Origin of the sequence: Xanthomonas sp. LMG 12459, from assembly GCF_009192905.1 — a bacterium.
Taxonomy (GTDB): Bacteria; Pseudomonadota; Gammaproteobacteria; order Xanthomonadales; family Xanthomonadaceae; genus Xanthomonas_A; species Xanthomonas_A sontii.
In genome coordinates, this window is record NZ_NSGT01000114.1 from 1 (window position 1) to 21,185 (window position 21,185).

Below are 21,185 nucleotides of genomic sequence, written 5' to 3' on the forward strand. Positions count from 1 at the left end.
CTCCGATGATCAGTCGGAAGACATGACGCCTGTTTAGGGGCGACATGTCCAGATACAAGGAGCGGCTTCAGCCGCGACCCGGCTTCACCGGGAACGGCCCGGTCGCGGCTGAAGCCGCTCCTGCGCGATTTTCCACGCGCGCTCAGTGCGCGCCGACGTAGTTCTTCTCGCCGGCGGTCACCGCCACGTCCAGGCGATTGCCCACCGGAGCCAGCGGGCACACCACGTGCGGGGTGAACGCGCATGGCGGGTTCTGCGCCAGGTTGAAATCCAGCACGATGCGGTCGCCCTGCGGCGCCGGCACGAACAGATAGCGGGCGCCGCCATAGCTCTCGCGGCCGCTGGTGCGATCGGAGAACGGCAAGAACAGACGCTGGCTGGCGCCGTCGCGCAGAATCTGCAGCTTGTAGCGCCGCCCCCGCAGCACGAACTCAGCGCTGCCGACCAGGGCCAGCGGCTGCGGCGTGCCGATCGAGGTGAGCAGCACCATCGCCCGCGGCGCCGGCACCGGATGCCAGTCGGCCACCACCCGCCACTGCGGATCGATCGGGAAGTAATCGATGCCGCGGAAGCGCGCGCGCGCCGGCGCCTGCGGATCGCGGAAGCGCCAGCCGAACAGGTTGCCGGTGCGCACCACGTAGAACTCCTGCGCCCCCAGCGCAAGGCGGGTCTGGGTGTCGTGCGTCGCGTCGGTCTCCAGGCGGCCACCGGCGAACGGCTGGCCGTTCACCTGCACCGCCGCGTCCGCTGCGGGCTGGAACTGCACGCCCTCCTGCGGATCCACCTGCAGCGTGCCCAGATGCGCCGGACCGGCGGGCAACTGCACATCGTTGTCGGGTGCGCTGCCGACCCGGTGCAGGCCACTGTGCAGACGCCCGGAGCCGGTGAAACTCAACCAGCCCGACGGCGCGCGCAATGTCGCCAGGCGCTGCGCACGATTGCGCTCCACCGCCTCGCGATAATGCGTGGCAGATTGCGCGCGTGGCGAGGCGTCGGCGCCATCGGCCGACGCGCGGCGGTCGCCGCAGGCGGCCAGGCCCAGCAGCATCGCCAGCCCGCAGGCCTCACGCCAGCGCATGGTGCCGCCCCTGTCGCGTGCCATCGTGCATGCGTTCCGTGTGGACCGGCGCCGGCCCTAGCCGATGGCGCGCGGCCGTGCCTGATCGGCGATCCAGCCGCTCCAGGAGCCGGCGTAAACGCGCGCACCGTGCAGGCCGGCATGCTCCAGCGCCAGCAGCAGATGGCAGGCGGTGACGCCCGATCCGCACATCAGCACCACCTCGCGCGGATCGCGCCCCTGCAGCAGCGGCTGCAGTTCCGCGCGCAGTTCCTGCGCCGGGCGCAGGCGGCCGTCGCGCAGATTCTGCGCCAGCGGCCGGTTGAGCGCGCCGGGCACATGCCCGGGCAGCGGGTCGATCGGCTCCACCTCGCCACGGAAGCGTTCGCCGGGGCGCGCATCCAGCAACCAGCCCGGCGCCTCGTGCAGACGCGCGGCGACCTCCTCGGCGGAGACGATGCGCGCCGCATCGAAGACCTGCGGATACGGCGGCAGCGGCGACGGCGCGGAGGCCGCGTCGGTTTCCGGCAGGCCCAGCCGGCGCCATTCGGCCAGGCCGCCGTCGAGCACGGCGACCCGGCGATGGCCAAGCAGGCCCAGCATCCACCACAGGCGGGCAGCGGCCATGCTGCCGTCGCCGGCGTCGTACACCACCACCTGGTGCTGCGGGCCGATGCCCCACTGCCCCAGAGTGCGCGCGAACGCCGCGTCGTCCGGCAACGGATGCCGGCCCAGGCCGGGACGGCCGAGATCGGACAGATCCGCGTTCAGATCGGCGTAGACCGCGCCGGGCAGGTGCGATTGCGCATAGGCCGCGCGCGCGGCCGCCGCCGCGGCGGGATCGAGCAGCGCCGCCGGCACGAACCGCGCATCGACCAGGCGCAGCGCGGGATCGCCGAGCGCGGCAGCCACTGCCGGTGCCTCGACCAGGGTGTGCCATGCGGGGGACGTTGCGGTCATGCGGCTTGCTCCAGTCGGCGGCGCAGGTTGAGCAGGATCGCCGCGGTCGCGCCCCAGATCCGCTGGCCGGGCCAGCCGTACTCCAGCACGACGCGCGGGCGTCCGCGGTAATCGGTCTCGATGCTGCGCAGGTTGTCCGGCGCCATCAGATAGGCCAGCGGCACCTCGAACACCTCCGCCACCTCGCCCGGATGCGGCTGCGGCACGAAGCGCGGATCGATCGCCGCGACCACCGGCATCACCCGGAAGCCGCTGATGGTGACGAACGGATCCAGGTAGCCCAATGGCTCGGCCTGCGACGCCGCTAGCGCGATCTCCTCCTCGCTCTCGCGCAGCGCAGCGGCCACCGCATCGGCGTCGCTGGCCTCGATGCGGCCACCGGGAAAACTGACCTGGCCGCCGTGGTGACGCAGGCTGTCGGTGCGCCGGGTCAACAGCACATGGGTGCCGTCGGCGCGCGGCACCAGGCCGGCCAGCACCGCCGCTTCCACCGGCGCGCCGTCCGGCAGCAGATCCTGCAGTTCGTGGTGGTTCCAGCCCGGCCCCGCCGGCGGCTGCTGCAGCGGGTGCAGTGCGCGCAGCAGGTGCGCGCGTTCGGCCAGGCGCTGCCCCGGAGACGGCGACCAGCCGCGGCCCGGCAGCACCTCGTCCATGTAGCGGCGGCGTTCGGCGTCGCTCATGCCGCGCCAGCGTGCGATCTCATCGCCGCTGCGCAGGCAGCCGGCGCAATAGCCCTGCGCATCGAGACGGCAGAGACCGATGCAGGGCGTGAGCAGGGCATGCGGAACGGGATCCATCGGATTCGACACCTTGCCAGCCTAGCGCGATTCGTCGGCGCCGTCGTTGCCTGCCCAAAAAAATTGCGCCGGCATCGCTGCCGGCGCAATCGTCGTGCACTGAACCAGCGTGCTTACTTGACGCTGACCAGCTTGATCTCGAACTGCACCGCCACGTTCGGCGGGAACGGCGTACGCGGGTCGGCACCGTAGGCCTTGTCCGGCGGCAGGGTCACTTCCCACTTGGAGCCGGCCGGCATCTGCAGCAGCGTGTCGCGCATGGCCTGCATCTCGACTTCGCTGACCTTGATCGCCGGGATCTGCTGCGCCGGACGCGCCTGCGCCGGACGCTGACCGAACGGATACGGACCGGCCACTTCCAGCTGCACGGTGCTGGCCTGGGTCGGCTTGGCACCCTTGCCGGCCTCGATCACGCGGTACTGCACGCCGCTGGGCAGCACCTGCACGCCAGGCTTGGCCTTGTTCTGGGCCATGAACTGGTCGCTCTTGGTCTTGTTCTCGGCAGCGGCCTTCTCGTAGTCGGCCTTGGCCTGCTGGGCGCGGGCCTGCTCGCGCTTCTGGAACGCTTCCACCGCCGGCTTCAGCTGGTCGGCGCTGACCGCCGGCTGCTTCTTGGCGTAGGCGTCCTGCAAGCCCTTCACCACCGCATTGATATCGAGCTGCTCGCCGCGGCCGGTGAGTTCGGCAAGGTTGTTGCCGTAGTCGTAGCCGAAGTAATAGCTCAGCTTGCCCTTCTCGGACGAGGTGTCCTGGGCGAACGCATTGCCGCTCAGGGCGAGGGCCGCGACAGCGACCGCAATAGAACGCAACTTCATCAAACAATTCTCCAGGGTGGTGGCACAGGGCGGCCCGTGCCGCCTGAGATGACGCGTTAGGATAGCCGCCGCGGCGCGTAACCGCTACCGACGACGCTGCTCTGACTGGTGCAGCCCGCCCAGAGTTCCCATTACCTTTTTTTAACAACCAGGAATGCACATGTCCGGCACGCCGGTCCTCGCCGATACCCAGGGTGCGATCCGCATCCTCACCGTGAATCGAGCCGACAAGCTCAACGCCTTGAATCGCCAGGTTTTGCAGGCGCTGGATGCGGCCTTCGCCGCGGCCGCGGACGACCCGCAGATCCGCGTGGTGGTGCTGACCGGCGCCGGCGAGAAAGCCTTCGTGGCCGGCGCCGACATCGCCGAGATGAACGAACTGACACCGGTGCAGGGCCGCGATTTCTCGCAACTGGGCCAGCGCCTGATGCGCCGGATCGAGCGCATGCCCAAGCCGGTGCTGGCGATGGTCAACGGCTTCGCCCTCGGCGGCGGGCTGGAACTGGCGATGGCCTGCCACCTGCGCTTGGCCGCCGAAGGCGCGCGCCTGGGCCAGCCGGAGATCAATCTCGGGCTGATTCCCGGCTTCGGCGGCACCCAGCGCCTGCTGCGGCTGGTCGGCCGCGCCGCGGCGCTGGAACTGTGCCTGCTCGGCGCGCCGATCGACGCGGCGCGCGCACTGCAACTGGGCCTGGTCAGCCGCGTGGTCGCCGTCGGCGAACTGCAGGCGACCACGCTGCAGTTGGCGCAGCAACTGGCCGATGCCGCACCGCTGGCGCTGCGCGGCATCCTCGACGCGATCCAGATCGGCGGCGAAAGCGCGATCGAACAGGGGCTGGAATACGAGACCGCGCAGTTCGGCCTGCTGTTCTCCAGCGAGGACATGCGCGAAGGCACCCGCGCCTTCCTGGAGCGGCGCCCGCCGCAGTTTCGCAACCGCTGAGCCCGCACACGATGTCGCACGCCCCCGCTCCCGCCACGCCGCTGCAGTTGCTGCGCTGGATCCTGGACGACGATCTGGATGCCGCGATCGACGGCGGCCTGATGGACTACCGCGGCACCGATCCGGAGGACGATCGCCTGGATCCGGCGCATCCGCAGTTGCGCGTGCAGGTGCTGGCCTCGCAGCAACGCCTGCGCGATGCGTGGGACGCGCGTGCGCGCTACCGGGCGCGCAGCGCGCGCTTGGAACGCCGTGCCAATGCGCGCCAGGCGCGACGTGCGGCAGCGACACCGATCGCCTCGACGTCGACCACGGCCACACCGAGCGCGCCGGCCCTGCCTGCGGCCGCCGCGGCGATCCTGGCCCGCGCCAAGGCCAAGGCCGCGCAGCGAGGCGGCCAATGAGCGCGACCGCGAGCACGGGCGCAAGCGCGCCTGCACGGCGTGGACGCCTGCTGAGCAAGGACGAGATCCATGAACTGTTCTCGCGCCTGTCCGAACTCAACCCCAGCCCGACCACCGAGCTGGAATACGACAGCCCGTTCGAACTGCTGATCGCGGTGATTCTCTCGGCGCAGGCCACCGACGTCGGCGTCAACAAGGCCACGCGGCGCCTGTATCCGGTGGCGAACACGCCGGCCGCGATCCTGGCGCTGGGCGAGGACGGCCTGAAGCGCTACATCTCCACCATCGGCCTGTTCAACGCCAAGGCCAAGAACGTCATCGCCACCTGCCGCATCCTGGTCGAGCAGCACGGCGGCGAGGTGCCGCGCTCGCGCGCCGCGCTGGAAGCGCTGCCCGGGGTCGGCCGCAAGACCGCCAACGTGGTGCTCAACACCGCCTTCGGCGAACCGACCGTGGCGGTGGACACGCACATCTTCCGCGTCGCCAACCGCACCGGGCTGGCCCCGGGCAAGGACGTGCGCGCGGTCGAAGATTCGCTGCTCAAGCGGGTGCCGGCGCAGTTCCTGCACGACGCGCACCACTGGCTGATCCTGCACGGCCGCTACGTGTGCAAGGCGCGCAAGCCCGACTGTCCGCAGTGCGCGATCCGCGACCTGTGCCGGTACAAGGACAAGACGCTAGGTTGAGCGGCGTGCCGCGGCGCCGGCCGGTACAGCGCCGGGGATGTCGGCTTGGGCAACTTGCGCGGCGCATGTCGTCCGCCGCTGCGCCCGTCGCGGTTGAAACCGCTTCTCCAGTTCTCCACGAGAGGCCACCTGGCCGCTGTAGCAGCGACTATCGTCCACGGTCGTCGACGCGAACCGTGAAAGGCGCCCCGGCCGGCACCCCATCGCGCGCCTCGGCGATCGCGCCGCAAAAAAAGAAAGGCGGCGCAATGCGCCGCCTTCCGTCCCACGTGCGGGAATCTCCGCGAATCAGAACGACAGGTCGCCCCAGACGCCGAATTCCTTGGTTTCCACGTCGGTCTTCCTGCTGGCGTTGTCCTGGTGCGTGTACTTGTACACGGTGGCCAGCTTCAGGTTCTTCAGCACCGGGAACTCGACGCCGACGTTCCAGTACTTGTCGGCCAGGGTCGGGTCGATGGTCTTGCTCAGGTCGGTCTTGTCGTAGCGGGCGAAGGCGTTGATGCCGCCGTCGGTCAGCGCCACGCTGCCCCACACCGACCAGCCGCTGGACTTGTCGGTGGCCGGGGTCAGCACGTTGTTGAGGTTCTTGGCCTGGAAGTACTCGCCGCCCAGACGGAAGTTGGAATCGGCGTAGGCGACCATCGCATCGGCGCGGGTGTAGTCGTGCTGCGCGTCGAGGATGTCGGTTTCCTTGCCCAGCTTGCCCGAGTAGGCGCCGACGGCGATGGCCAGGTTCTGCATCGGCATGTAGGCGACGCGGCCTTCCACGTCCATGCCCTTGCCGCGAGTCGGGTTCTTGTAGCCGGCACCGTTGACCACCGACATCGCGTAGTTGACCTGCGAACCCAGGTCGCCGAAGGCGTGCAGGCCCCAGTCGGAGGAGTTGGCGTACTTCAGGCGGTCGGTCAGGGTGTTCTCGACGTAGCGGTAGCCGTAGAACTTCTCGACGAACGGCACCCACGGCATGTCGGCGGCACCGATGCGCAGGGCGAAGGCGTCGTCGAACTTGCCCTGCACGTAGGCCTTCTTGACGAACAGCTGGGTGTTGGACAGCGCCGAGCTGTACTGGAAGTCGGTGGTCAGGTTGGCCGACCAGATCTCGTTGAAGCTGTGGTCGACGGTCAGGTAGAAGCGCTTGACGTCCAGACCGGTGCCGCTGGCGGCGGTCTTGGCGCCGCCGCTGGTGCGGTCGATGTTGGTCAGGTCGAAGAACATGCGGCCGCCGATCTTGTTGTCGTTGACCAGCTTGGCGAGCTTGTCGACCTTGGCGGCGCTGGCCTGCGCCGTTTCGGTCGCCTGGGCCTGCACGACATTCACTTCCGACTGCGCGTCGGACTGCGCCTGCAGGGCTTCCGACTGCGCCTGCAGCTGCTGGACCTGGGTCTGCAGCGCTTCGATCTGGGCCTGCAGCTGCTGCAGCTGGGCAGCGCTGACGGCGGGCGGGTTGCTGCTGGCCTTGGCCTTCGCCGCGAACGCCTGCGGCGCCGACGCGAGGCCGAGGCTGGCGAGGATCGCCGTGGCGAGAAGATGGGAACGCATTAGAATCTCTCCGATGGGTGGTGGCAGGGTGGTATGGGTGCGGTGCGGCCCCAGTGCGATGGCCCGACCATTTGTAAAGATTCCGTCAAAGACATGACGGTTTTGAGTCAGCTTCGTTTCGAAACGAAGGCAGCCGCGTCCGGAAAGGCTGTCACCGGACTGACATCTGATTTTCTTCAGACGTTCATGAAAAAGTCTTGGAATGCAGCCGATGCCGGCCGGGGTGCCGGCATTCCACCTATTTCAGGAGTTCTCCCGATGCGTTCCCTCAAGCTCCGACTGCTGGCAGCCGCCGCGGTCGCTACGTTTTCGCTCGCGGCGCAAGCCACCGATGTCACTGGCGCAGGCTCCAGCTTCGTCTACCCGGTGCTGTCGAAGTGGTCGGCTGCCTATGCTGAGAAAAGCGGCAACCGCGTCAACTACCAGTCGATCGGTTCCGGCGGCGGCATCGCGCAGATCCAGGCGGCCACGGTCGATTTCGGCGCCTCCGACAAGCCGCTGAGCGGCGCGGATCTGGAAAAGTTCGGCCTGGGCCAGTTCCCGGTCGTGATCGGCGGCATCGTGCCGGTGTTCAACGTGGCGGGCGTGGCCCCGGGTGCGATGAAGCTCGACGGCACCGTGCTGGCCAACATCTTCCTCGGCAAGATCACCAAGTGGAACGACCCGGCGATCGCCGCGCTGAACCCGGGCCTGACCCTGCCCGACCTGAAGATCACCATCGTGCACCGCTCCGACGGTTCGGGCACCAGCTTCAACTTCACCAACTACCTGTCCAAGGTCAGCCCGGAGTGGAAGAGCAAGGTCGGCGAAGGCACCGCCGTGCAGTGGCCGGCCGGCATCGGCGGCAAGGGCAACGAGGGCGTGGCCGCCTACGTCAAGCAGATCCGCGGCGGCATCGGCTACGTCGAGTACGCCTACGCGCTGCAGAACAAGCTCAGCTACGCCGGCATGAAGAACGCCGCCGGCCGTTTCGTGATGCCGGACGACAAGACCTTCTCCGCTGCCGCCGCCACCGCGGACTGGAAGTCGGCCAAGGACTTCAACCTGATCATGACCAACGCGCCGGGCCAGGACGCGTGGCCGATCACCGCCACCACCTGGGCCATCATGTACAAGAAGGCCAAGAAGCCGGCGTCGTCGAAGGCCGCGCTGGACTTCTTCAAGTGGTCGTTCGAGCAGGGCCAGCCGCAGGCCAAGGCGCTGGACTACGTGCCGCTGCCGGAGCCGCTGGTCAAGCAGATCGAAGCCTACTGGGCGCAGAACATGAAGTAAGCCGGCGTCTCGCCCGTCCGGCGCTCGCGCGCCGGCACGGCGATGTCCCGAAGGCGCGGACCGCAGGGTCCGCGTCTTTTTTTGTCCCCGCTGGCGGAGCCGTGCGCAGGCCCAGCGGGGGCACGCCGCCCTGCCCTGCCACGGTTCCGGAAGGCGGCGCGAGCGCCGCATCCGGTGAGGGCGTCCGCCAACCAGTCCGCAAGTCATCTCGCTGTAACAAAAATATCATTTCATAGCGAGCATCCGCCGGATGTCCCGGCGCTCTTCGCTACGGAGTGACCCCCCATGAAACTGCAGCCGGCGCGCATTGCCGTCCTGTCCCTCGCCCTGGCCTTCGCCGTCACCGCCTGCCAGCCCGGCAACGGCGACAAGCAGGGCGCCGCCGATGCGGCAGGCGGGACGCCCGCTGCCGCGCCGGCCGCCGGCGCCAAGACTGCGGCGGAGATTTCCGGCGCCGGTGCCTCCTTCATCTACCCGCTGATCTCCAAGTGGTCGGCCGACTACAACGCGGCCACCGGCAACAAGATCAACTACCAGTCGATCGGTTCCGGCGGCGGCATCGCCCAGATCAAGGCCGGCACGGTCGATTTCGGCTCTTCCGACAAGCCGCTGGACAGCGCCGAGCTGGCCGCGGCCGGCCTCGGCCAGTTCCCCTCGGCGATTGGGGGGGTGGTGCCGGTGGTCAACCTGGACGGCATGGACGCGGGCAAGCTGCGGCTGACCGGCCCGGTGCTGGCGGACATCTTCCTGGGCAAGATCAGCAAGTGGAACGACCCGGCGCTGACCGCGCTGAACCCGGGCGTGACCCTGCCCGACACCAAGATCAACCTGGTGCACCGCTCCGACGGCTCGGGCACCAGCTTCAACTTCACCAACTACCTGTCCAAGGTCAGCCCGGAGTGGAAGGGCAAGGTCGGCGAAGGCACCTCGGTGCAGTGGCCGGGCGGCGTCGGCGGCAAGGGCAACGAAGGCGTGGCCTCGTACGTGCAGCAGATCAAGGGCTCGATCGGCTACGTCGAACTGGCCTACGCGCTGCAGAACAAGATGCCGTACGCGTCGATGCAGAACGCCGCCGGCAACTGGGTGCAGCCCAATGCCGAGAGCTTCGCCGCGGCCGCCGCGTCGGCCGACTGGGCCAACGCCAAGGACTTCAACCTGGTCATCACCAACGCCTCGGGCGCGCAGGCGTGGCCGATCACCGCCACCAACTTCATGCTGATGCACAAGCAGGCCAAGGACCCGGCGCGCAGCAAGGCGACCCTGGACTTCTTCAAGTGGGCCTTCGAGAAGGGCCAGCCGCAGGCCGACGCCCTGCACTACGTGCCGCTGCCGCCGGAACTGGTGCAGCAGATCGAGTCCTACTGGAGCAAGGAATTCAAGTAAGCGCCACCGCGGTGCGCACTGCGCGCAGCGCGGCGGCAACCGGCGACCGGCGGTGCAGTCCAGGCGCCGCCGGTCGCCGTCTCGGCAACTTGTGATTCGGACTTTCGGGTTCCCGCCTGTGCGGGAGCGATGCAACCACCCACCGCGCGCGGTCATCCCCGCCGCGGCCACGATCGGAGCGCGCAGGCGCGTGCTCCGGCGACGACCGAGCCCATGAACAGCACTGTCCTTCCCGAAGCGATGTCGGCGCCACGCGGACGCGACCTGCGTGACGCCCGCGCCGACCGATTGTTCCGCTGGATCCTCACCGCCACCGTCGTTTTGGTACTCGTCGCCCTGGGCAGCGCTGCGCTGTCGATGCTGTGGGGCGGCCGTCATGCCCTGCAGCTGCAGGGCATGAGCTTCTTCTACTCCAGCGAGTGGAACCCGGTCGAGAACAAGTACGGCGCACTGGCGCCGATCTACGGCACCCTGGTGACTGCCTTGATCGCGATGCTGATCGCGGTGCCGGTGAGCTTCGGCATCGCCTTCTTCCTGACCGAAGTGGCGCCACGCTGGCTGCGCGGCCCGGTCGGGACCGCGATCGAACTGCTGGCCGGCATCCCGTCGATCATCTACGGCATGTGGGGTCTGTTCGTGCTGATCCCGATCATGTCCGAGTACGTCACGCCCTGGCTCAACGACCACCTCGGCACGTTGCCGCTGATCGGCCCGATCTTCCAGGGCCCCCCGATCGGCATCGGCCTGCTCACCGCCGGCTTCGTGCTGGCGATCATGGTGATTCCCTTCATCTCTTCGGTGATGCGCGAAGTGTTCCTGACCGTGCCCACCCGACTCAAGGAGTCGGCCTACGCGCTCGGCTCCACGCGCTGGGAGGTGAGCTGGGACATCGTGCTGCCCTACACCCGCTCGGCGGTGATCGGCGGCATCTTCCTGGGCCTGGGCCGCGCGCTCGGCGAGACCATGGCGGTGGCCTTCGTGGTCGGCAACACGGTGCGCCTGTCGCCCTCGCTGCTGGAGCCGGGCACCACCATCGCCGCGCTGATCGCCAACGACTTCGGCGAAGCCACCGGCGATTACCGCTCGGCACTGCTGCTGCTGGGCTTCGTCCTGTTCCTGGTGACCTTCGTCGTGCTGGCGATCGCCCGCCTGATGCTGGCGCAACTGTCGCGCAAGGAGGGCAACTGAGATGGCCGCCGACATCGCACACCGCCTGTACAACCGCCGCCGCGTGGTCAACTTCGTGGCGCTCACCCTGTCCTGCCTGACCGCGCTGTTCGGGCTGGTGTTCCTGGCCTGGATCCTGTGGACCCTGCTGGCCAAGGGCATCGCCGGCATCAACCTGGACCTGTTCACGCGCATGACCCCGCCGCCCGGCGAGGACGGCGGCCTGGCCAACGCGTTCTTCGGCAGCGCGGTGATGTGCGGCCTGGCGCTGCTGATCGGCACGCCACTGGGCGTGGCCGCCGGCACCTGGCTGGCCGAGTACGGCAACGCGCGCAAGACCGGCCAGGTGGTGCGCTTCGTCAACGACATCCTGCTGTCGGCGCCGTCGATCGTGCTCGGCCTGTTCGTCTACACCCTGTACGTGATGCAGACCGGCGGCAATTTCTCGGCGCTGGCCGGCGCGCTGTCGCTGGCCTTCATCGTGCTGCCGGTGGTGGTCCGCACCACCGACGAGATGCTGCGGCTGGTGCCGGCGCAGATGCGCGAGGCCGCGCTGTCGCTGGGCATCCCGCAATGGAAGGTGACCATCCAGGTGCTGTACCGCAGCGCCTCGGCCGGCATCGTCACCGGCGTGATGCTGGCGCTGGCGCGCATCAGCGGCGAGACCGCACCGCTGCTGTTCACCTCCTTCGGCAACCTGTACTGGAACAACAACATCCTCAAGCCGATGGCCAGCGTGCCGGTGGTGATGAACAACTTCGCCGGCAGCCCCTACCCGACCTGGCAGCAACTGGCCTGGTCCGGCGCGCTGGTGCTCACCGTCTTCGTCCTGCTGGTCAGCCTCGGCGCGCGCGCCCTGCTGGTGCGCAACAAGATCTCCAACGATTGATTCCCCTATGGACCCGGCCATGAACGATCACCACAACGCCGCCCCGATGCACCGCATCGCCATGCCCAACGGGCACACCGCGCTGGCGCCGTCGCCGGTCAAGATCGCCGCGCGCGGCCTGGACTTCTACTACGACAAGTACCATGCGCTGAAGGGCATCAACCTGGAAGTGCCGGAGAAGCGCGTCACCGCACTGATCGGCCCCTCCGGCTGCGGCAAGTCCACCCTGCTGCGCATCTTCAACCGCATCTACGCGCTGTACCCGAAGCTGGAAGCGCGCGGCGAGGTGCTGCTGGACGGCGAGAACATCCTCTCGCCGAAGTACCCGATGAACCGCCTGCGCAGCAAGGTCGGCATGGTGTTCCAGAAGCCGGTGCCGTTCCCGATGACCATCTTCGAGAACGTCGCCTACGGCATCCGCCACCACGAGAAGCTGTCCAAGGCCGACATGGCCGACCGCGTCGAGCAGGCGCTGCGCCAGGGCGCGCTGTGGGACGAGGTCAAGGACAAGCTCGGGCAGAGCGCGCTGGGCCTGTCCGGCGGCCAGCAGCAGCGTCTGTGCATCGCCCGCGCCGTGGCGTTGCGCCCCGACGTGCTGCTGCTTGACGAGCCGACCTCGGCACTGGACCCGATCTCGACCAGCCGCATCGAGCAGCTGGTGGAAGAGTTGAAGAACGACTACACCATCGTCATCGTCACCCACAACATGCAACAGGCCGCGCGCGTGTCCGACTACACCGCCTTCATGTACCTGGGCGACCTGATCGAGCACGACCGCACCGAAATCATCTTCTCGCAGCCGAACAAGCAGCAGACCGAAGACTACATCACCGGCCGTTTCGGCTGAGCCGCTGCGGCCGCCGCTGCCTCGTCGCAGCGGCCGCGCCCGCCGCCCCTCGGGCGGGCGCCCGGCGACGCCAGCACCGCACCGCCAGGCATGGCCGCGGCGACACCAACGCACCTATTGGACCTACGACATGAACACTCAGCCCAACGAGCACATCGTGAAGAGCTACGACGAAGAACAGCATCGCCTCGCCGCCGAGATCGTGCGCATGGGCGAAACCGCGGTGGCGCAGTTGGAAGCGGCGCTGGACGTGGTCGAACGCCGCGACGACAACGCCGCGCTGCGCATCGTCGTCAACGACGAAGCGATCGACGCGCTCGAGCACTCCATCAGCCACGACGTCATGCGCCTGGCGCTGCGCGGACCGATGGCACGCGACCTGCGCGAGATCCTGGCCGGCCTGCGCATTCCCGCCGACGTCGAACGCATCGGCGACTACGCCGCCAACGTCGCCAAGCGCTCGATCGCGCTGAACATGTCCCCGCCGATGCCGCAGACCCTGGGCCTGCGCCAGCTCGGCAAGCTCGCCGCCGAACAGGTGCGCGCGGCGCTGGCCGCCTACCAGAACAACGACGCCGACGCCGCGCTGCTGGTGCGCCAGGGCGACGCGCAGCTCGATGCGCAGTACACCGCGCTGTTCCGCGAGCTGCTGACCTACATGATGGAAGACCCGCGCAACATCACCCCGTGCACGCATCTGCTGTTCATGGCCAAGAACCTGGAGCGGATCGGCGACCACGCCACCAACATCGCCGAGAACGTGTGGTTCCTGGTGCACGGCGACGAGCCGCTGCCGCCGCGCGACAAGCGCGACGAGACCAGCTCCACCAGCGGCATCTGACCCCCGGCGTGCGGACCGGCCATGCGCCGTTCCGCCGCCGCTGGCGTCCCCGGGCTCCGTGCACAACGGAGCTTTTTTGTCGCCACGCACCGCCACATGCAGCGCGGTGCGGCAGCGGGTAGGCTTGGCGCACTGCCGGACATCCCGACCGGCACCCGTCCATCGCCAGGAGCCTGCGCATGTCCACGTCGTCCCGTCCGTCCTCTGCCCTCGCCGGTGCGGTCCTGCTTGGCGGGATCGGCCTGTCCGCCTCCGCGCTGGCGATGACCGACCTCGCCCAGGGCTATGCGCTGGGCGCGCAGGCTGCCGTCACCCCGCCGCAAAGCACCGAGGCGAGCGCGCCAGCAACGCCGACGCCCGCGCCGCCGGCGCAGGCCAGGCAGGCCGCCGATCCGGCCAAGGCCAGCGAAGGCGGCTGCGGCGCCAAGGCCGGCGACGGCAGTTGCGGCGCGCACGCCCCGGCGGCGCCGCCGGCCAAGCCCGCGGCGGCCGGGAGCGCCGCCACGCCCCAGGCCAAGCACGACGACAAGGCCATGGCCGAAGGCAAGTGCGGCGAGGGCAAATGCGGTGGCAGCCTCTGAACCACCCCGGTACGACGCCCGGCCGCTGGCCGCGGCCAGCGCCGGCCTCGGGCTGCGCCGTGGCTTGCTGCAGGACCTGCTGCAGGCGCCGGCGGACGCGTTCGACTTCCTCGAATGCGCGCCGGACAACTGGATCGGCGTCGGCGGCCGCCCCGGCCAATTGCTGCAGACGCTGAGCGCGCGGCATCCGCTCAGCTGCCACGGCCTGTCGCTGTCGCTGGGCGGCGTGGCGGCGCTGGACACCACCCTGCTGCAGCAGACCCGGCAGTTCCTCGACCGGCACCGGGTCGCGCTGTACAGCGAACACCTCAGCTACAGCGCCGACGACGGCCACCTCTACGAACTGCTGCCGCTGCCGTTCACCGACGAAGCGGTGCGCCACGTCGGCGCGCGCATCGCCCAGGTGCAGGACGCGCTGGGCCGCCGCATCGCGGTGGAAAACGTCTCCTACTATGCCGCGCCGGGCCAGGCGATGAGCGAAGCCGCATTCGTGACCGCGGTGCTGGCCGAGGCCGACTGCGACCTGCTGCTGGACGTCAACAACGTGCACGTCAATGCGTGCAACCACGGCGACGACGCGCTGGCCTTCCTCGCCGCCCTGCCGAGCGCACGCATCGCCTCGTACCACGTCGCCGGCCACCGCGACGACCCGGCCAGCGGGCTGAAGATCGACACCCACGCCGCGCCGGTGGCCGACCCGGTGTGGGACCTGCTTGCCGCCGCCTACCGCCTGCACGGCGTGCGTCCCACCGTGCTCGAGCGCGACGGCCAGTTCCCGCCGCTGGGCGAGCTGCTCGACGAAGTGCAGTGCATCCGCGCCGCGCAGGCGCATGCGCAGTCGCCCGACGCATGAGCGAGACGCTGCGCGCGCAGCAGTTCGCGCTGACCCTGCATCTGCGCGATCCGCAGCGACACCCGCCGCCGGCCGACATCCCGCCGCAGCGCCTGGCGGTGTACCGCGCCCTGTTCTTCGACAATCTGGCGCAGCTGCTGAGCGGCCAGTTCCCGGTGCTGCGCGCCACCCTCGGCGACGCCGACTGGGAGGCGCTGCTGCGTGCGTTCTGCGCCGAACACCGCGCTCGCACGCCACTGTTCCCGCGCCTGGGCGAGGAACTGGTGGCGTTCCTGGCGCAGCGCGCACCCGATCCGCAGCGTCCCTGGCTGGCCGAACTGGCGCACTACGAAACCGTGGAACTGCAGGTGCAGATCGACGATGCGGCGCTGCCGCCGCACGATCCGCGCGGCGACCTGCTCGACGGCATCCCGCTGCTGTCGCCGTGGCTGCGCCTGTTGCGCTACCGCTGGCCGGTGCAGCGCATCGGCCCGGCCTGGCAGCCGGACACGGCGCCGGCGCAGCCGACCTGTCTGCTGGCGCGGCGCGAGGCCGACGGCCAGGTGCGCTTCGCCGAACTGGCGCCGCTGGCCTATGCCGTGCTGGCGGCGCTGCAGTCCGGCACGCGCAGCGGACGCGCACTGCTGCTGGATCTGGCCGCCGCGCACGGCCTTGCGCCTGGCGCCCTGCTGGACGAGGGCGCGGCCCTGCTGGAACGGCTGCGCGCGCAGGGCAGCGTGCTCGGCACGCGTTTGCCGGAGTGACGCCGCGGCGGCCGGCGGCCGCGCTCTGCTAACCTTGGCGGATGAACGATTCGGTCGACAGTCCCTCGCAACCCCTGGTCATCACCCCGATGTCGCGGCGTTTCCGCGGCTATCTGCCCGTGGTGGTGGACGTGGAAACCGGCGGTTTCGACTGGAACAAGCATGCGCTGCTGGAGATCGCGGTGGTGCCGATCGAGATGGACGATTTCGGCCAGCTCTATCCCGGCGTCACCGCCAGCGCGCACGTGGTGCCGGCGCCCGGCACCCTGATCGATCCGAAGTCGCTGGAGGTCACCGGCATCGTCCTGGACCACCCGTTCCGCTTCGCCAAGCCCGAACGCGAGGCGCTGGACCATGTGTTCGCGCCGGTGCGCGCGGCGGTGAAGAAGTACGGATGCCAGCGCGCCATCCTGGTCGGCCACAACGCCCATTTCGATCTCAACTTCCTCAACGCCACGGTCGCCCGCTGCGGCCACAAGCGCAATCCGTTCCATCCCTTCAGCGTGTTCGACACCGTCACCCTGGCCGGCATCGCCTACGGCCAGACCGTGCTGGCGCGCGCGGTGCAGGCCGCCGGCTTCGACTGGAACGCCGCCGACGCGCACAGCGCGGTCTACGACACCGAGCAGACCGCGCGCCTGTTCTGCAAGATCGCCAACGCTTGGCCGGCCCCACCGGTCGGCGCGGCGCCATAGCCGCGGCATGGATTGCAAGGCACGCGCGCGCCGCCAGCCGCTCGCATGACCCGCCACCTGCTGTTCGTCTGCAGCCGCAACCGGCTGCGCAGCCCCACCGCCGAACAGGTGTTCGCCACCTGGCCCGGCGTGGACACCGCCTCGGCCGGCGTCGACCACGACGCGGACACCCCAATCACCCCGGAACTGCTGGAGTGGGCGGACATCGTCTTCGTCATGGAACCGGCGCATCGGAACAAGCTGTCGCGGTGGTTCAAGCGCCATCTCGGCCGCGTACGCATCGTCTGCCTCGACATCCCCGACGACTACGGCTACATGGATCCGGCGCTGGTGCAGCTGCTGACCGCGAAGGTGTCGCGGCACCTGCCTGCGCGCTGATCCTGCGCTCGCCCGCCGCATCCAGCGCGCGGGCATTGGCACTCCGCACGTGTACAAGGCCCCTCGCCTGCACACGACGACGCGCATCATGACGAACATGACCCCACAAACGATCACCCTCCTAGTGAACAAGACCGACGCCCTGACCTTCCTGCGCGCGCAGCAACCGCTGCCCGACGACGACCAGCTCACCCAGGACCTGATCGACGCCTATGACGCGGCGCGACGCCTATTCCTCGCCGCTCCGGACCACGCCGCGCTGCCGCTGTTCCTGCGCTCCTTCGGCAAGGGCGACGGCTGGGGCGTCTATCCGCTGGTCGAAGACCTGTTCCATGCCTGCAGCCGCGGCGAGGCCATCGTCGCAATCCGGGAGGCGCTGGAAGATCCCCTGCTGTCCGACGGCAGCCGCTACTGGGTCACCCAGCTGGCCGCCGCCTTCGCGGATCCGACCATGCGCAGCGGGCTGGCCCTGTCGTTGCGCTCGGAATCTGCGGATACCCGCGAGGCGGCGCAGGTGGCACTGGAGAGTGTGGACGACCAGGACGCGCACTGAAACGCTCGCGTCAACGCTGCACGCCGCCGCCAAGGGCAGCGCCCAACGACAGGCCGCCCGCGTTTCTCAGCCCACGCACACCCGATCGCGCCCCATGCCCTTGGCCCGGTACAGCGCGCCATCGGCGCGCTCCAGCCACTGGCTCGGCGTGTCGTCCGGGCGCAGCGCGACCAGGCCGGCGCTGAAGGTGACGCGCAGCGCCGGCGCCTCGGGCGCCCACTGCAGGCGTGCATGGAACAGGTCGCGCAGGCGCGTGGCCAGGCGCTCGGCGTCGGCCAGCGGCGTGTCGCCGAGCAGCACCGCGAACTCTTCGCCACCCAGCCGCGCCGGCAGGTCGGAGGCGCGGCAGGCGCTCAGCAGCAGTTGCCCGACCTCGCGCAGCACCGCATCGCCGGTGGCATGCGAGTAGCCGTCGTTGATCTGCTTGAAGCGGTCGATGTCCATTACCAACAAGCACAGCGGCGCGCCACTGCGCTGCGCGCGCTGCATGCTGTGCACCAGCACCTCGTCGAAGTGGCGCCGGTTGGGCAACGCGGTCAGCGCATCCTCGTGCGCCAGGCGCTCGAACGCAGTGGCCTGGCGCTGCAGTTCCGCCAGCAACTGGCTCTTTTCGGCATCGGCCTGCAGCAGGCGCTCGGTCTGCAGCCGCAGCGCGCTGGTGCGCCGCGCCACCAACCGCTCCAGGCGCAGGGCGCGACGCTTGTAGCGCGCGATCAGGTAGCGGTACAGCAGCACCAGCGCCAGCAGCAACGCCACCGCGGCCGCTGCATGGACGCTGTGCCGCTGCCACCACAGCGGCGCCACGCTGAAGCGCCACACGGCTTCGCGGGTGCTCCAGGCGCCGTCCGGATGCGCCGCGGCCACGTGCAGGGTGTAGTCGCCCGGCGGCAGCCCGATGAACTCCACGCTGCGCTGGTTGCCGCGATCGATCCAACCGGTGTCCAGGCCGTCGAGCCGGGTGCGGTAGCGGATGCGCTCGGGCAGCAGGTAGCTGAGGCCGACATAGGACACGGTGATGCGCTTGGCGCCGGGCAGTTGCGACGTGTTCTGCCAGGGGAAGGGCTGGCCATCCAGCAACACACTCTCGATCGCCGCCGGCGGCGGCAGGCGATCGCGGAAGCGCGCCAGGCGCCGCGGATCGACCATGCTGACGCCGCCGGCGGTGACCAGCCACACCGTGCCATCGTGGCGCAAGATCATCGACGGCCCGGAGCTGCCATTGCCCTGGGCGTTGGACATGCCGTCGATCTCGTCGTAACGGCTCACCTGCAACCGCGCCTGGCGGCCGTCGGCGACCGCGTCCAGCGCCGCCGCGGTGGTCCGCAGCACGCCGCGGTTGCTGCTGATCCAGACGTTGCCGAGGCGATCGCGGACCAGTTGGAACACCGTATCCACGGGCATGCCCTGCTCCAGCCCCACCCGCGCCAGCTGGCCATCGCGGTCGCGGTGCAGGCCGCGGTCGGTGGAAATCCACACATCGCGGCCCAATGCCTGGAATCCGAACACGGTGCGCGCGCCGCCCAGCGGTTCCAGCGCCAGCTTCCGCACCCGGCCGTCACGCAGTACCGCCGCGCCTTCGACCGAGCCGATCCACAGCGCGCCGTCGACGCTGGCCAGGGCGGTGATCAGGCCGCGCGGCAAGCCGGGCACGTCCGGCACCGACAGCCGGTCGCCGTCGATGCGCATCACCCCGCTGCGCGTGCCGATCCAGACCGTCCCAGCGGCATCGACGCTGAGCGCACGCACCTGCCCGCTGGGCAAGCCCTCGTTGGTTCCGTAGTGGCGCACGACGCGGCCGTCGCGCAGGCGGAACACGCCGTCGGCGTAGGTGCCCATCCACAGGTCGCCGTCGCGGCCGCGCGCCAGGCTCAGGACCGATGGCGCGTCGCGCAGCGCAACCGGGGCGATGCGGCCATCCGGCGCCATCCGGTCCAGCCCGGCGGCGCTGCCGATCCACAGTGCGCCGTCCGGCGTCTCCAGCAGCGCGCGCACGTAGTCGCCGCTGAGTCCGTCGCGGCGGGTGTAGCCGGCGAACAGCGTCTCGCGCAGCCGGAACAAGCCGCCGTTGGCGCCGATCCAGATGCTGCCCTCGGCGTCCTGCAGCAGGCTGACGATGCGCCCGTTGGGCAGCACGTCGCCCGGCAGCATGCGCTCGATGCCGTGCACACTGATCCGCAGCAGTCCCTGGTTCTCGGTGCCCAGCCAGATCGCGCCATCGCGGTCGCGCAGCATCGAGGTGAAATGGCCGTAGCCCGGCAGGTGCTGCACCAGCACCGCCTGCTCGCCCTGCAGTCGGTACAGGTTTTCGCCGGCCACCAGCCACAGCGAGCCGTCCGGTGCCAGATACGGCCAGGCCAGCCCCGGCGGCAGGCCGAACGCGGCCGGCGCGCGCCGCAGCACGCCCTGCGGGTCGCGGTACAGCAGGCCATCGAGACTGCCGATCCAGATCCGCCCCTGGTCGTCGGCGGCCATGTGCGGGAAGCTCGCCGCCAACGGCAGGTCGCGCGGCGCCGGCTGGTAATCGAAGCGACCGTCCGGCCACAGGCAGCCCAGGCCGTTGCCTTCGAACAGCAGCCACATGCGGCCGTCGCGGTCCTGGGTCATGGCGTGGATCAGCGCATGCGGCCAGCCCGGCGGCTGCCGCCAGAAGCGCCAGTTGCCGGCCGCATCGTGGCGGCCGAGATTGCCGCGCGAATCGCTCAGCCACAGCGCGCCGGCGCGGTCCACGTACAGCGAGCCCACGCCGTTGTCGGGCAGGCCAGGCCGGGTGCTGCGGTCGATGACGGCGAAGTCCAGGCCGTTGTAGCGCACCAGCCCTTCCCAGGTGGCGAACCACAGGCGGCCGTCCGGGGTCTGCGCCAGATCGCGCAGGGAGTTGTGCGGCAGGCCGTTGCGCGAGGTCCAGGAATCGATCGCGTAGTCGCGTAGCGGCGGCACCCCGTCTGCGCCACCATCGGCGGCCACGGCGCGCCAGGCCACGCCCAATGCCAGCAGCAAGAACAGCAGCATCGGCCACGCGCGCCCGCAGTTGCGTGCGAACGCCGTCTCCCCCCTCCCCCTGGCGACGTTCACTGTCCCGACCCGATCCGACGCAGGCGGGGCGCGACAGGACCCTGGCGCGGGGGTCCAGCGTCAAGGGGACGGGGGCGACACAGACTCATTACCGGAGCGGAACACGGGACGAGCGCCCATGGTAGGCAAAAAAGCGTCGCTGCGGGTGGAGGCGGTAACAGGCTGCGGGAAAAGGACGCGTGAAGATTGCGCGGCGGTTAAGCCGGAGCGGCCTTCGCAGAGCGCAGCAGCAACAACATTCCATCGCAGCACCCTCCCTTCTCCCACCGGCAGAAGGTGCCCCGCAGGGGCGGATGAGGGTACGGGCGAAAGCCTGGGAAGACATCGATCGCAGCGGCGACAAGCGCGCGGGCGAAGCCTGGTGTCGTCCTGATGCGCGATGGCTCCGCCCCGTACCTCACCCCAACCCCTCTCCCGGGGGGAGAGGGGCTCCAGGCGCCACGCGCTCCCCTTCTCCCGCCGGGAGAAGGTGCCCCGAAGGGGCGGATGAGGGTACGGGCGAAGCCTGGGGAGACATCGATCGCGGCGGCGGACAAGGGTGCGGGCGAAGCCTGGTGCTGTCCTGATGCGCGAAGGCTTCGCCCCGTACCCCCCCCAACCCCTCTCCCCGGGGGGAGAGGGGCTCCAGGCGCCACCCCCTCCCCTTCTCCCGCCCGGGGGAGGGGGCCCCTAGGGGGCGGAGGTGTGTCTGGCAGGCGCCGGGGGTATCT

21 protein-coding genes are annotated in these 21,185 nt (G+C 69.8%); 15 read left to right on the forward strand and 6 right to left on the reverse strand.

Translation table 11 applies throughout. The annotated features are described in order from the left end of the window. Positions 1-142: 142 nt before the first annotated feature. The 4 genes from CEK65_RS20030 to CEK65_RS20045 all read right to left on the reverse strand — a co-directional run bounded on the left by CEK65_RS20030 (position 143) and on the right by CEK65_RS20045 (position 3,629). Positions 143-1,078 carry a DUF1684 domain-containing protein gene (locus CEK65_RS20030; protein ID WP_193314847.1) on the reverse strand — a complete coding sequence of 312 codons (936 nt, stop codon included), beginning with the start codon at positions 1,076-1,078 and terminating at the stop codon, positions 143-145. Positions 1,079-1,135: 57 nt separating this feature from the next. Next, entirely contained in the window at positions 1,136-2,017 is an 882-nt protein-coding gene (locus tag CEK65_RS20035) for a sulfurtransferase (RefSeq protein ID WP_152182773.1), read from the reverse strand. Then, the gene (locus CEK65_RS20040; RefSeq protein ID WP_017913753.1) at positions 2,014-2,814 is read right to left on the reverse strand and encodes a DUF1289 domain-containing protein; all 801 of its coding nucleotides are present in this window, start codon (positions 2,812-2,814) and stop codon (positions 2,014-2,016) included. Before CEK65_RS20040 ends, CEK65_RS20035 begins: the two co-directional genes overlap by 4 nt. A gap of 113 nt (positions 2,815-2,927) precedes the next feature. After that, positions 2,928-3,629 carry an FKBP-type peptidyl-prolyl cis-trans isomerase gene (locus CEK65_RS20045; protein ID WP_017908716.1) on the reverse strand — a complete coding sequence of 234 codons (702 nt, stop codon included), beginning with the start codon at positions 3,627-3,629 and terminating at the stop codon, positions 2,928-2,930. Between the two features lie 160 nt (positions 3,630-3,789). Here CEK65_RS20045 and CEK65_RS20050 point away from each other — a divergent pair, with 160 nt between their 5' ends. The 3 genes from CEK65_RS20050 to nth are packed head-to-tail and all read left to right on the forward strand — an operon-like array spanning position 3,790 to position 5,662. Then, positions 3,790-4,572, forward strand: coding sequence for an enoyl-CoA hydratase-related protein (locus tag CEK65_RS20050; protein WP_152182774.1), 783 nt, complete (start codon positions 3,790-3,792; stop codon positions 4,570-4,572). An 11-nt stretch (positions 4,573-4,583) separates the two neighbouring features. Then, positions 4,584-4,976, forward strand: coding sequence for a hypothetical protein (locus CEK65_RS20055; protein ID WP_152182775.1), 393 nt, complete (start codon positions 4,584-4,586; stop codon positions 4,974-4,976). Next, positions 4,973-5,662 carry an endonuclease III gene (gene nth, locus CEK65_RS20060; RefSeq protein WP_152182776.1) on the forward strand — a complete coding sequence of 230 codons (690 nt, stop codon included), beginning with the start codon at positions 4,973-4,975 and terminating at the stop codon, positions 5,660-5,662. Before CEK65_RS20055 ends, nth begins: the two co-directional genes overlap by 4 nt. Positions 5,663-5,950: 288 nt before the next feature. Here nth and CEK65_RS20065 read toward each other — a convergent pair whose 3' ends face one another. Further along, a complete protein-coding gene (locus tag CEK65_RS20065) occupies positions 5,951-7,201 on the reverse strand; it encodes a porin (RefSeq protein ID WP_152182777.1) in 1,251 nt (416 codons plus the stop codon). Between the two features lie 258 nt (positions 7,202-7,459). Between CEK65_RS20065 and pstS (CEK65_RS20070) the strand changes: the two genes are divergently transcribed. The 12 genes from pstS (CEK65_RS20070) to CEK65_RS20125 all read left to right on the forward strand — a co-directional run bounded on the left by pstS (CEK65_RS20070) (position 7,460) and on the right by CEK65_RS20125 (position 17,403). Beyond that, positions 7,460-8,473, forward strand: coding sequence for a phosphate ABC transporter substrate-binding protein PstS (pstS, locus tag CEK65_RS20070; RefSeq protein WP_017910159.1), 1,014 nt, complete (start codon positions 7,460-7,462; stop codon positions 8,471-8,473). Positions 8,474-8,758: 285 nt separating this feature from the next. After that, positions 8,759-9,856: a phosphate ABC transporter substrate-binding protein PstS gene (gene pstS, locus CEK65_RS20075; RefSeq protein ID WP_148828066.1), complete on the forward strand. Its 1,098-nt coding sequence runs from the start codon at positions 8,759-8,761 to the stop codon at positions 9,854-9,856. A 213-nt stretch (positions 9,857-10,069) separates the two neighbouring features. Next, positions 10,070-11,044, forward strand: a complete 975-nt coding sequence (gene pstC / locus CEK65_RS20080; protein ID WP_152182778.1) for a phosphate ABC transporter permease subunit PstC — start codon at positions 10,070-10,072, stop codon at positions 11,042-11,044. A gap of 1 nt (position 11,045) precedes the next feature. Then, positions 11,046-11,912 (forward strand): phosphate ABC transporter permease PstA, encoded by an 867-nt coding sequence (gene pstA, locus CEK65_RS20085; RefSeq protein ID WP_043092426.1) that lies wholly within the window; start codon positions 11,046-11,048, stop codon positions 11,910-11,912. Between the two features lie 19 nt (positions 11,913-11,931). Continuing rightward, on the forward strand, positions 11,932-12,759 hold the full coding sequence (gene pstB / locus CEK65_RS20090; RefSeq protein WP_010343978.1) for a phosphate ABC transporter ATP-binding protein PstB: 828 nt from the start codon (positions 11,932-11,934) through the stop codon (positions 12,757-12,759). Between the two features lie 130 nt (positions 12,760-12,889). Continuing rightward, on the forward strand, positions 12,890-13,600 hold the full coding sequence (gene phoU, locus CEK65_RS20095) for a phosphate signaling complex protein PhoU (RefSeq protein ID WP_017914020.1): 711 nt from the start codon (positions 12,890-12,892) through the stop codon (positions 13,598-13,600). 179 nt (positions 13,601-13,779) lie between these two features. Beyond that, positions 13,780-14,181, forward strand: coding sequence for a hypothetical protein (locus tag CEK65_RS20100; RefSeq protein WP_152182779.1), 402 nt, complete (start codon positions 13,780-13,782; stop codon positions 14,179-14,181). Then, a complete protein-coding gene (locus CEK65_RS20105) occupies positions 14,168-15,034 on the forward strand; it encodes a DUF692 domain-containing protein (protein ID WP_152182780.1) in 867 nt (288 codons plus the stop codon). The genes CEK65_RS20100 and CEK65_RS20105 overlap by 14 nt, the downstream gene beginning before the upstream one ends. After that, positions 15,031-15,777 carry a putative DNA-binding domain-containing protein gene (locus tag CEK65_RS20110; RefSeq protein ID WP_152182781.1) on the forward strand — a complete coding sequence of 249 codons (747 nt, stop codon included), beginning with the start codon at positions 15,031-15,033 and terminating at the stop codon, positions 15,775-15,777. Before CEK65_RS20105 ends, CEK65_RS20110 begins: the two co-directional genes overlap by 4 nt. Positions 15,778-15,818: 41 nt before the next feature. Further along, complete coding sequence (rnt, locus tag CEK65_RS20115) at positions 15,819-16,472, forward strand: ribonuclease T (RefSeq protein ID WP_017911007.1); 654 nt, start codon at positions 15,819-15,821, stop codon at positions 16,470-16,472. Positions 16,473-16,517: 45 nt separating this feature from the next. After that, positions 16,518-16,850: a low molecular weight protein tyrosine phosphatase family protein gene (locus CEK65_RS20120; protein WP_152182782.1), complete on the forward strand. Its 333-nt coding sequence runs from the start codon at positions 16,518-16,520 to the stop codon at positions 16,848-16,850. Positions 16,851-16,947: 97 nt separating this feature from the next. Beyond that, complete coding sequence (locus CEK65_RS20125) at positions 16,948-17,403, forward strand: hypothetical protein (RefSeq protein WP_226980663.1); 456 nt, start codon at positions 16,948-16,950, stop codon at positions 17,401-17,403. A 66-nt stretch (positions 17,404-17,469) separates the two neighbouring features. Here CEK65_RS20125 and CEK65_RS20130 read toward each other — a convergent pair whose 3' ends face one another. After that, complete coding sequence (locus tag CEK65_RS20130; protein WP_152182783.1) at positions 17,470-20,412, reverse strand: ligand-binding sensor domain-containing diguanylate cyclase; 2,943 nt, start codon at positions 20,410-20,412, stop codon at positions 17,470-17,472. Positions 20,413-21,185 lie beyond the last annotated feature (773 nt).

Excerpts from the sequence above, each read along its gene's own strand:
- CEK65_RS20065 (WP_152182777.1), bottom strand. The coding sequence starts at position 7,201 with ATGCGTTCCCATCTTCTCGCCACGGCGATCCTCGCCAGCCTCGGCCTC.
- nth (WP_152182776.1), top strand. The coding sequence starts at position 4,973 with ATGAGCGCGACCGCGAGCACGGGCGCAAGCGCGCCTGCACGGCGTGGA.
- pstA (WP_043092426.1), top strand. The coding sequence starts at position 11,046 with ATGGCCGCCGACATCGCACACCGCCTGTACAACCGCCGCCGCGTGGTC.
- phoU (WP_017914020.1), top strand. The coding sequence starts at position 12,890 with ATGAACACTCAGCCCAACGAGCACATCGTGAAGAGCTACGACGAAGAA.
- CEK65_RS20100 (WP_152182779.1), top strand. The coding sequence starts at position 13,780 with ATGTCCACGTCGTCCCGTCCGTCCTCTGCCCTCGCCGGTGCGGTCCTG.
- CEK65_RS20055 (WP_152182775.1), top strand. The coding sequence starts at position 4,584 with ATGTCGCACGCCCCCGCTCCCGCCACGCCGCTGCAGTTGCTGCGCTGG.
- CEK65_RS20040 (WP_017913753.1), bottom strand. The coding sequence starts at position 2,814 with ATGGATCCCGTTCCGCATGCCCTGCTCACGCCCTGCATCGGTCTCTGC.
- pstS (WP_017910159.1), top strand. The coding sequence starts at position 7,460 with ATGCGTTCCCTCAAGCTCCGACTGCTGGCAGCCGCCGCGGTCGCTACG.
- CEK65_RS20030 (WP_193314847.1), bottom strand. The coding sequence starts at position 1,078 with ATGCGCTGGCGTGAGGCCTGCGGGCTGGCGATGCTGCTGGGCCTGGCC.
- pstS (WP_148828066.1), top strand. The coding sequence starts at position 8,759 with ATGAAACTGCAGCCGGCGCGCATTGCCGTCCTGTCCCTCGCCCTGGCC.
- CEK65_RS20130 (WP_152182783.1), bottom strand. The coding sequence starts at position 20,412 with ATGCTGCTGTTCTTGCTGCTGGCATTGGGCGTGGCCTGGCGCGCCGTG.
- CEK65_RS20125 (WP_226980663.1), top strand. The coding sequence starts at position 16,948 with ATGACCCCACAAACGATCACCCTCCTAGTGAACAAGACCGACGCCCTG.
- CEK65_RS20110 (WP_152182781.1), top strand. The coding sequence starts at position 15,031 with ATGAGCGAGACGCTGCGCGCGCAGCAGTTCGCGCTGACCCTGCATCTG.
- rnt (WP_017911007.1), top strand. The coding sequence starts at position 15,819 with ATGAACGATTCGGTCGACAGTCCCTCGCAACCCCTGGTCATCACCCCG.
- pstB (WP_010343978.1), top strand. The coding sequence starts at position 11,932 with ATGAACGATCACCACAACGCCGCCCCGATGCACCGCATCGCCATGCCC.
- pstC (WP_152182778.1), top strand. The coding sequence starts at position 10,070 with ATGAACAGCACTGTCCTTCCCGAAGCGATGTCGGCGCCACGCGGACGC.
- CEK65_RS20050 (WP_152182774.1), top strand. The coding sequence starts at position 3,790 with ATGTCCGGCACGCCGGTCCTCGCCGATACCCAGGGTGCGATCCGCATC.
- CEK65_RS20045 (WP_017908716.1), bottom strand. The coding sequence starts at position 3,629 with ATGAAGTTGCGTTCTATTGCGGTCGCTGTCGCGGCCCTCGCCCTGAGC.
- CEK65_RS20035 (WP_152182773.1), bottom strand. The coding sequence starts at position 2,017 with ATGACCGCAACGTCCCCCGCATGGCACACCCTGGTCGAGGCACCGGCA.
- CEK65_RS20120 (WP_152182782.1), top strand. The coding sequence starts at position 16,518 with ATGACCCGCCACCTGCTGTTCGTCTGCAGCCGCAACCGGCTGCGCAGC.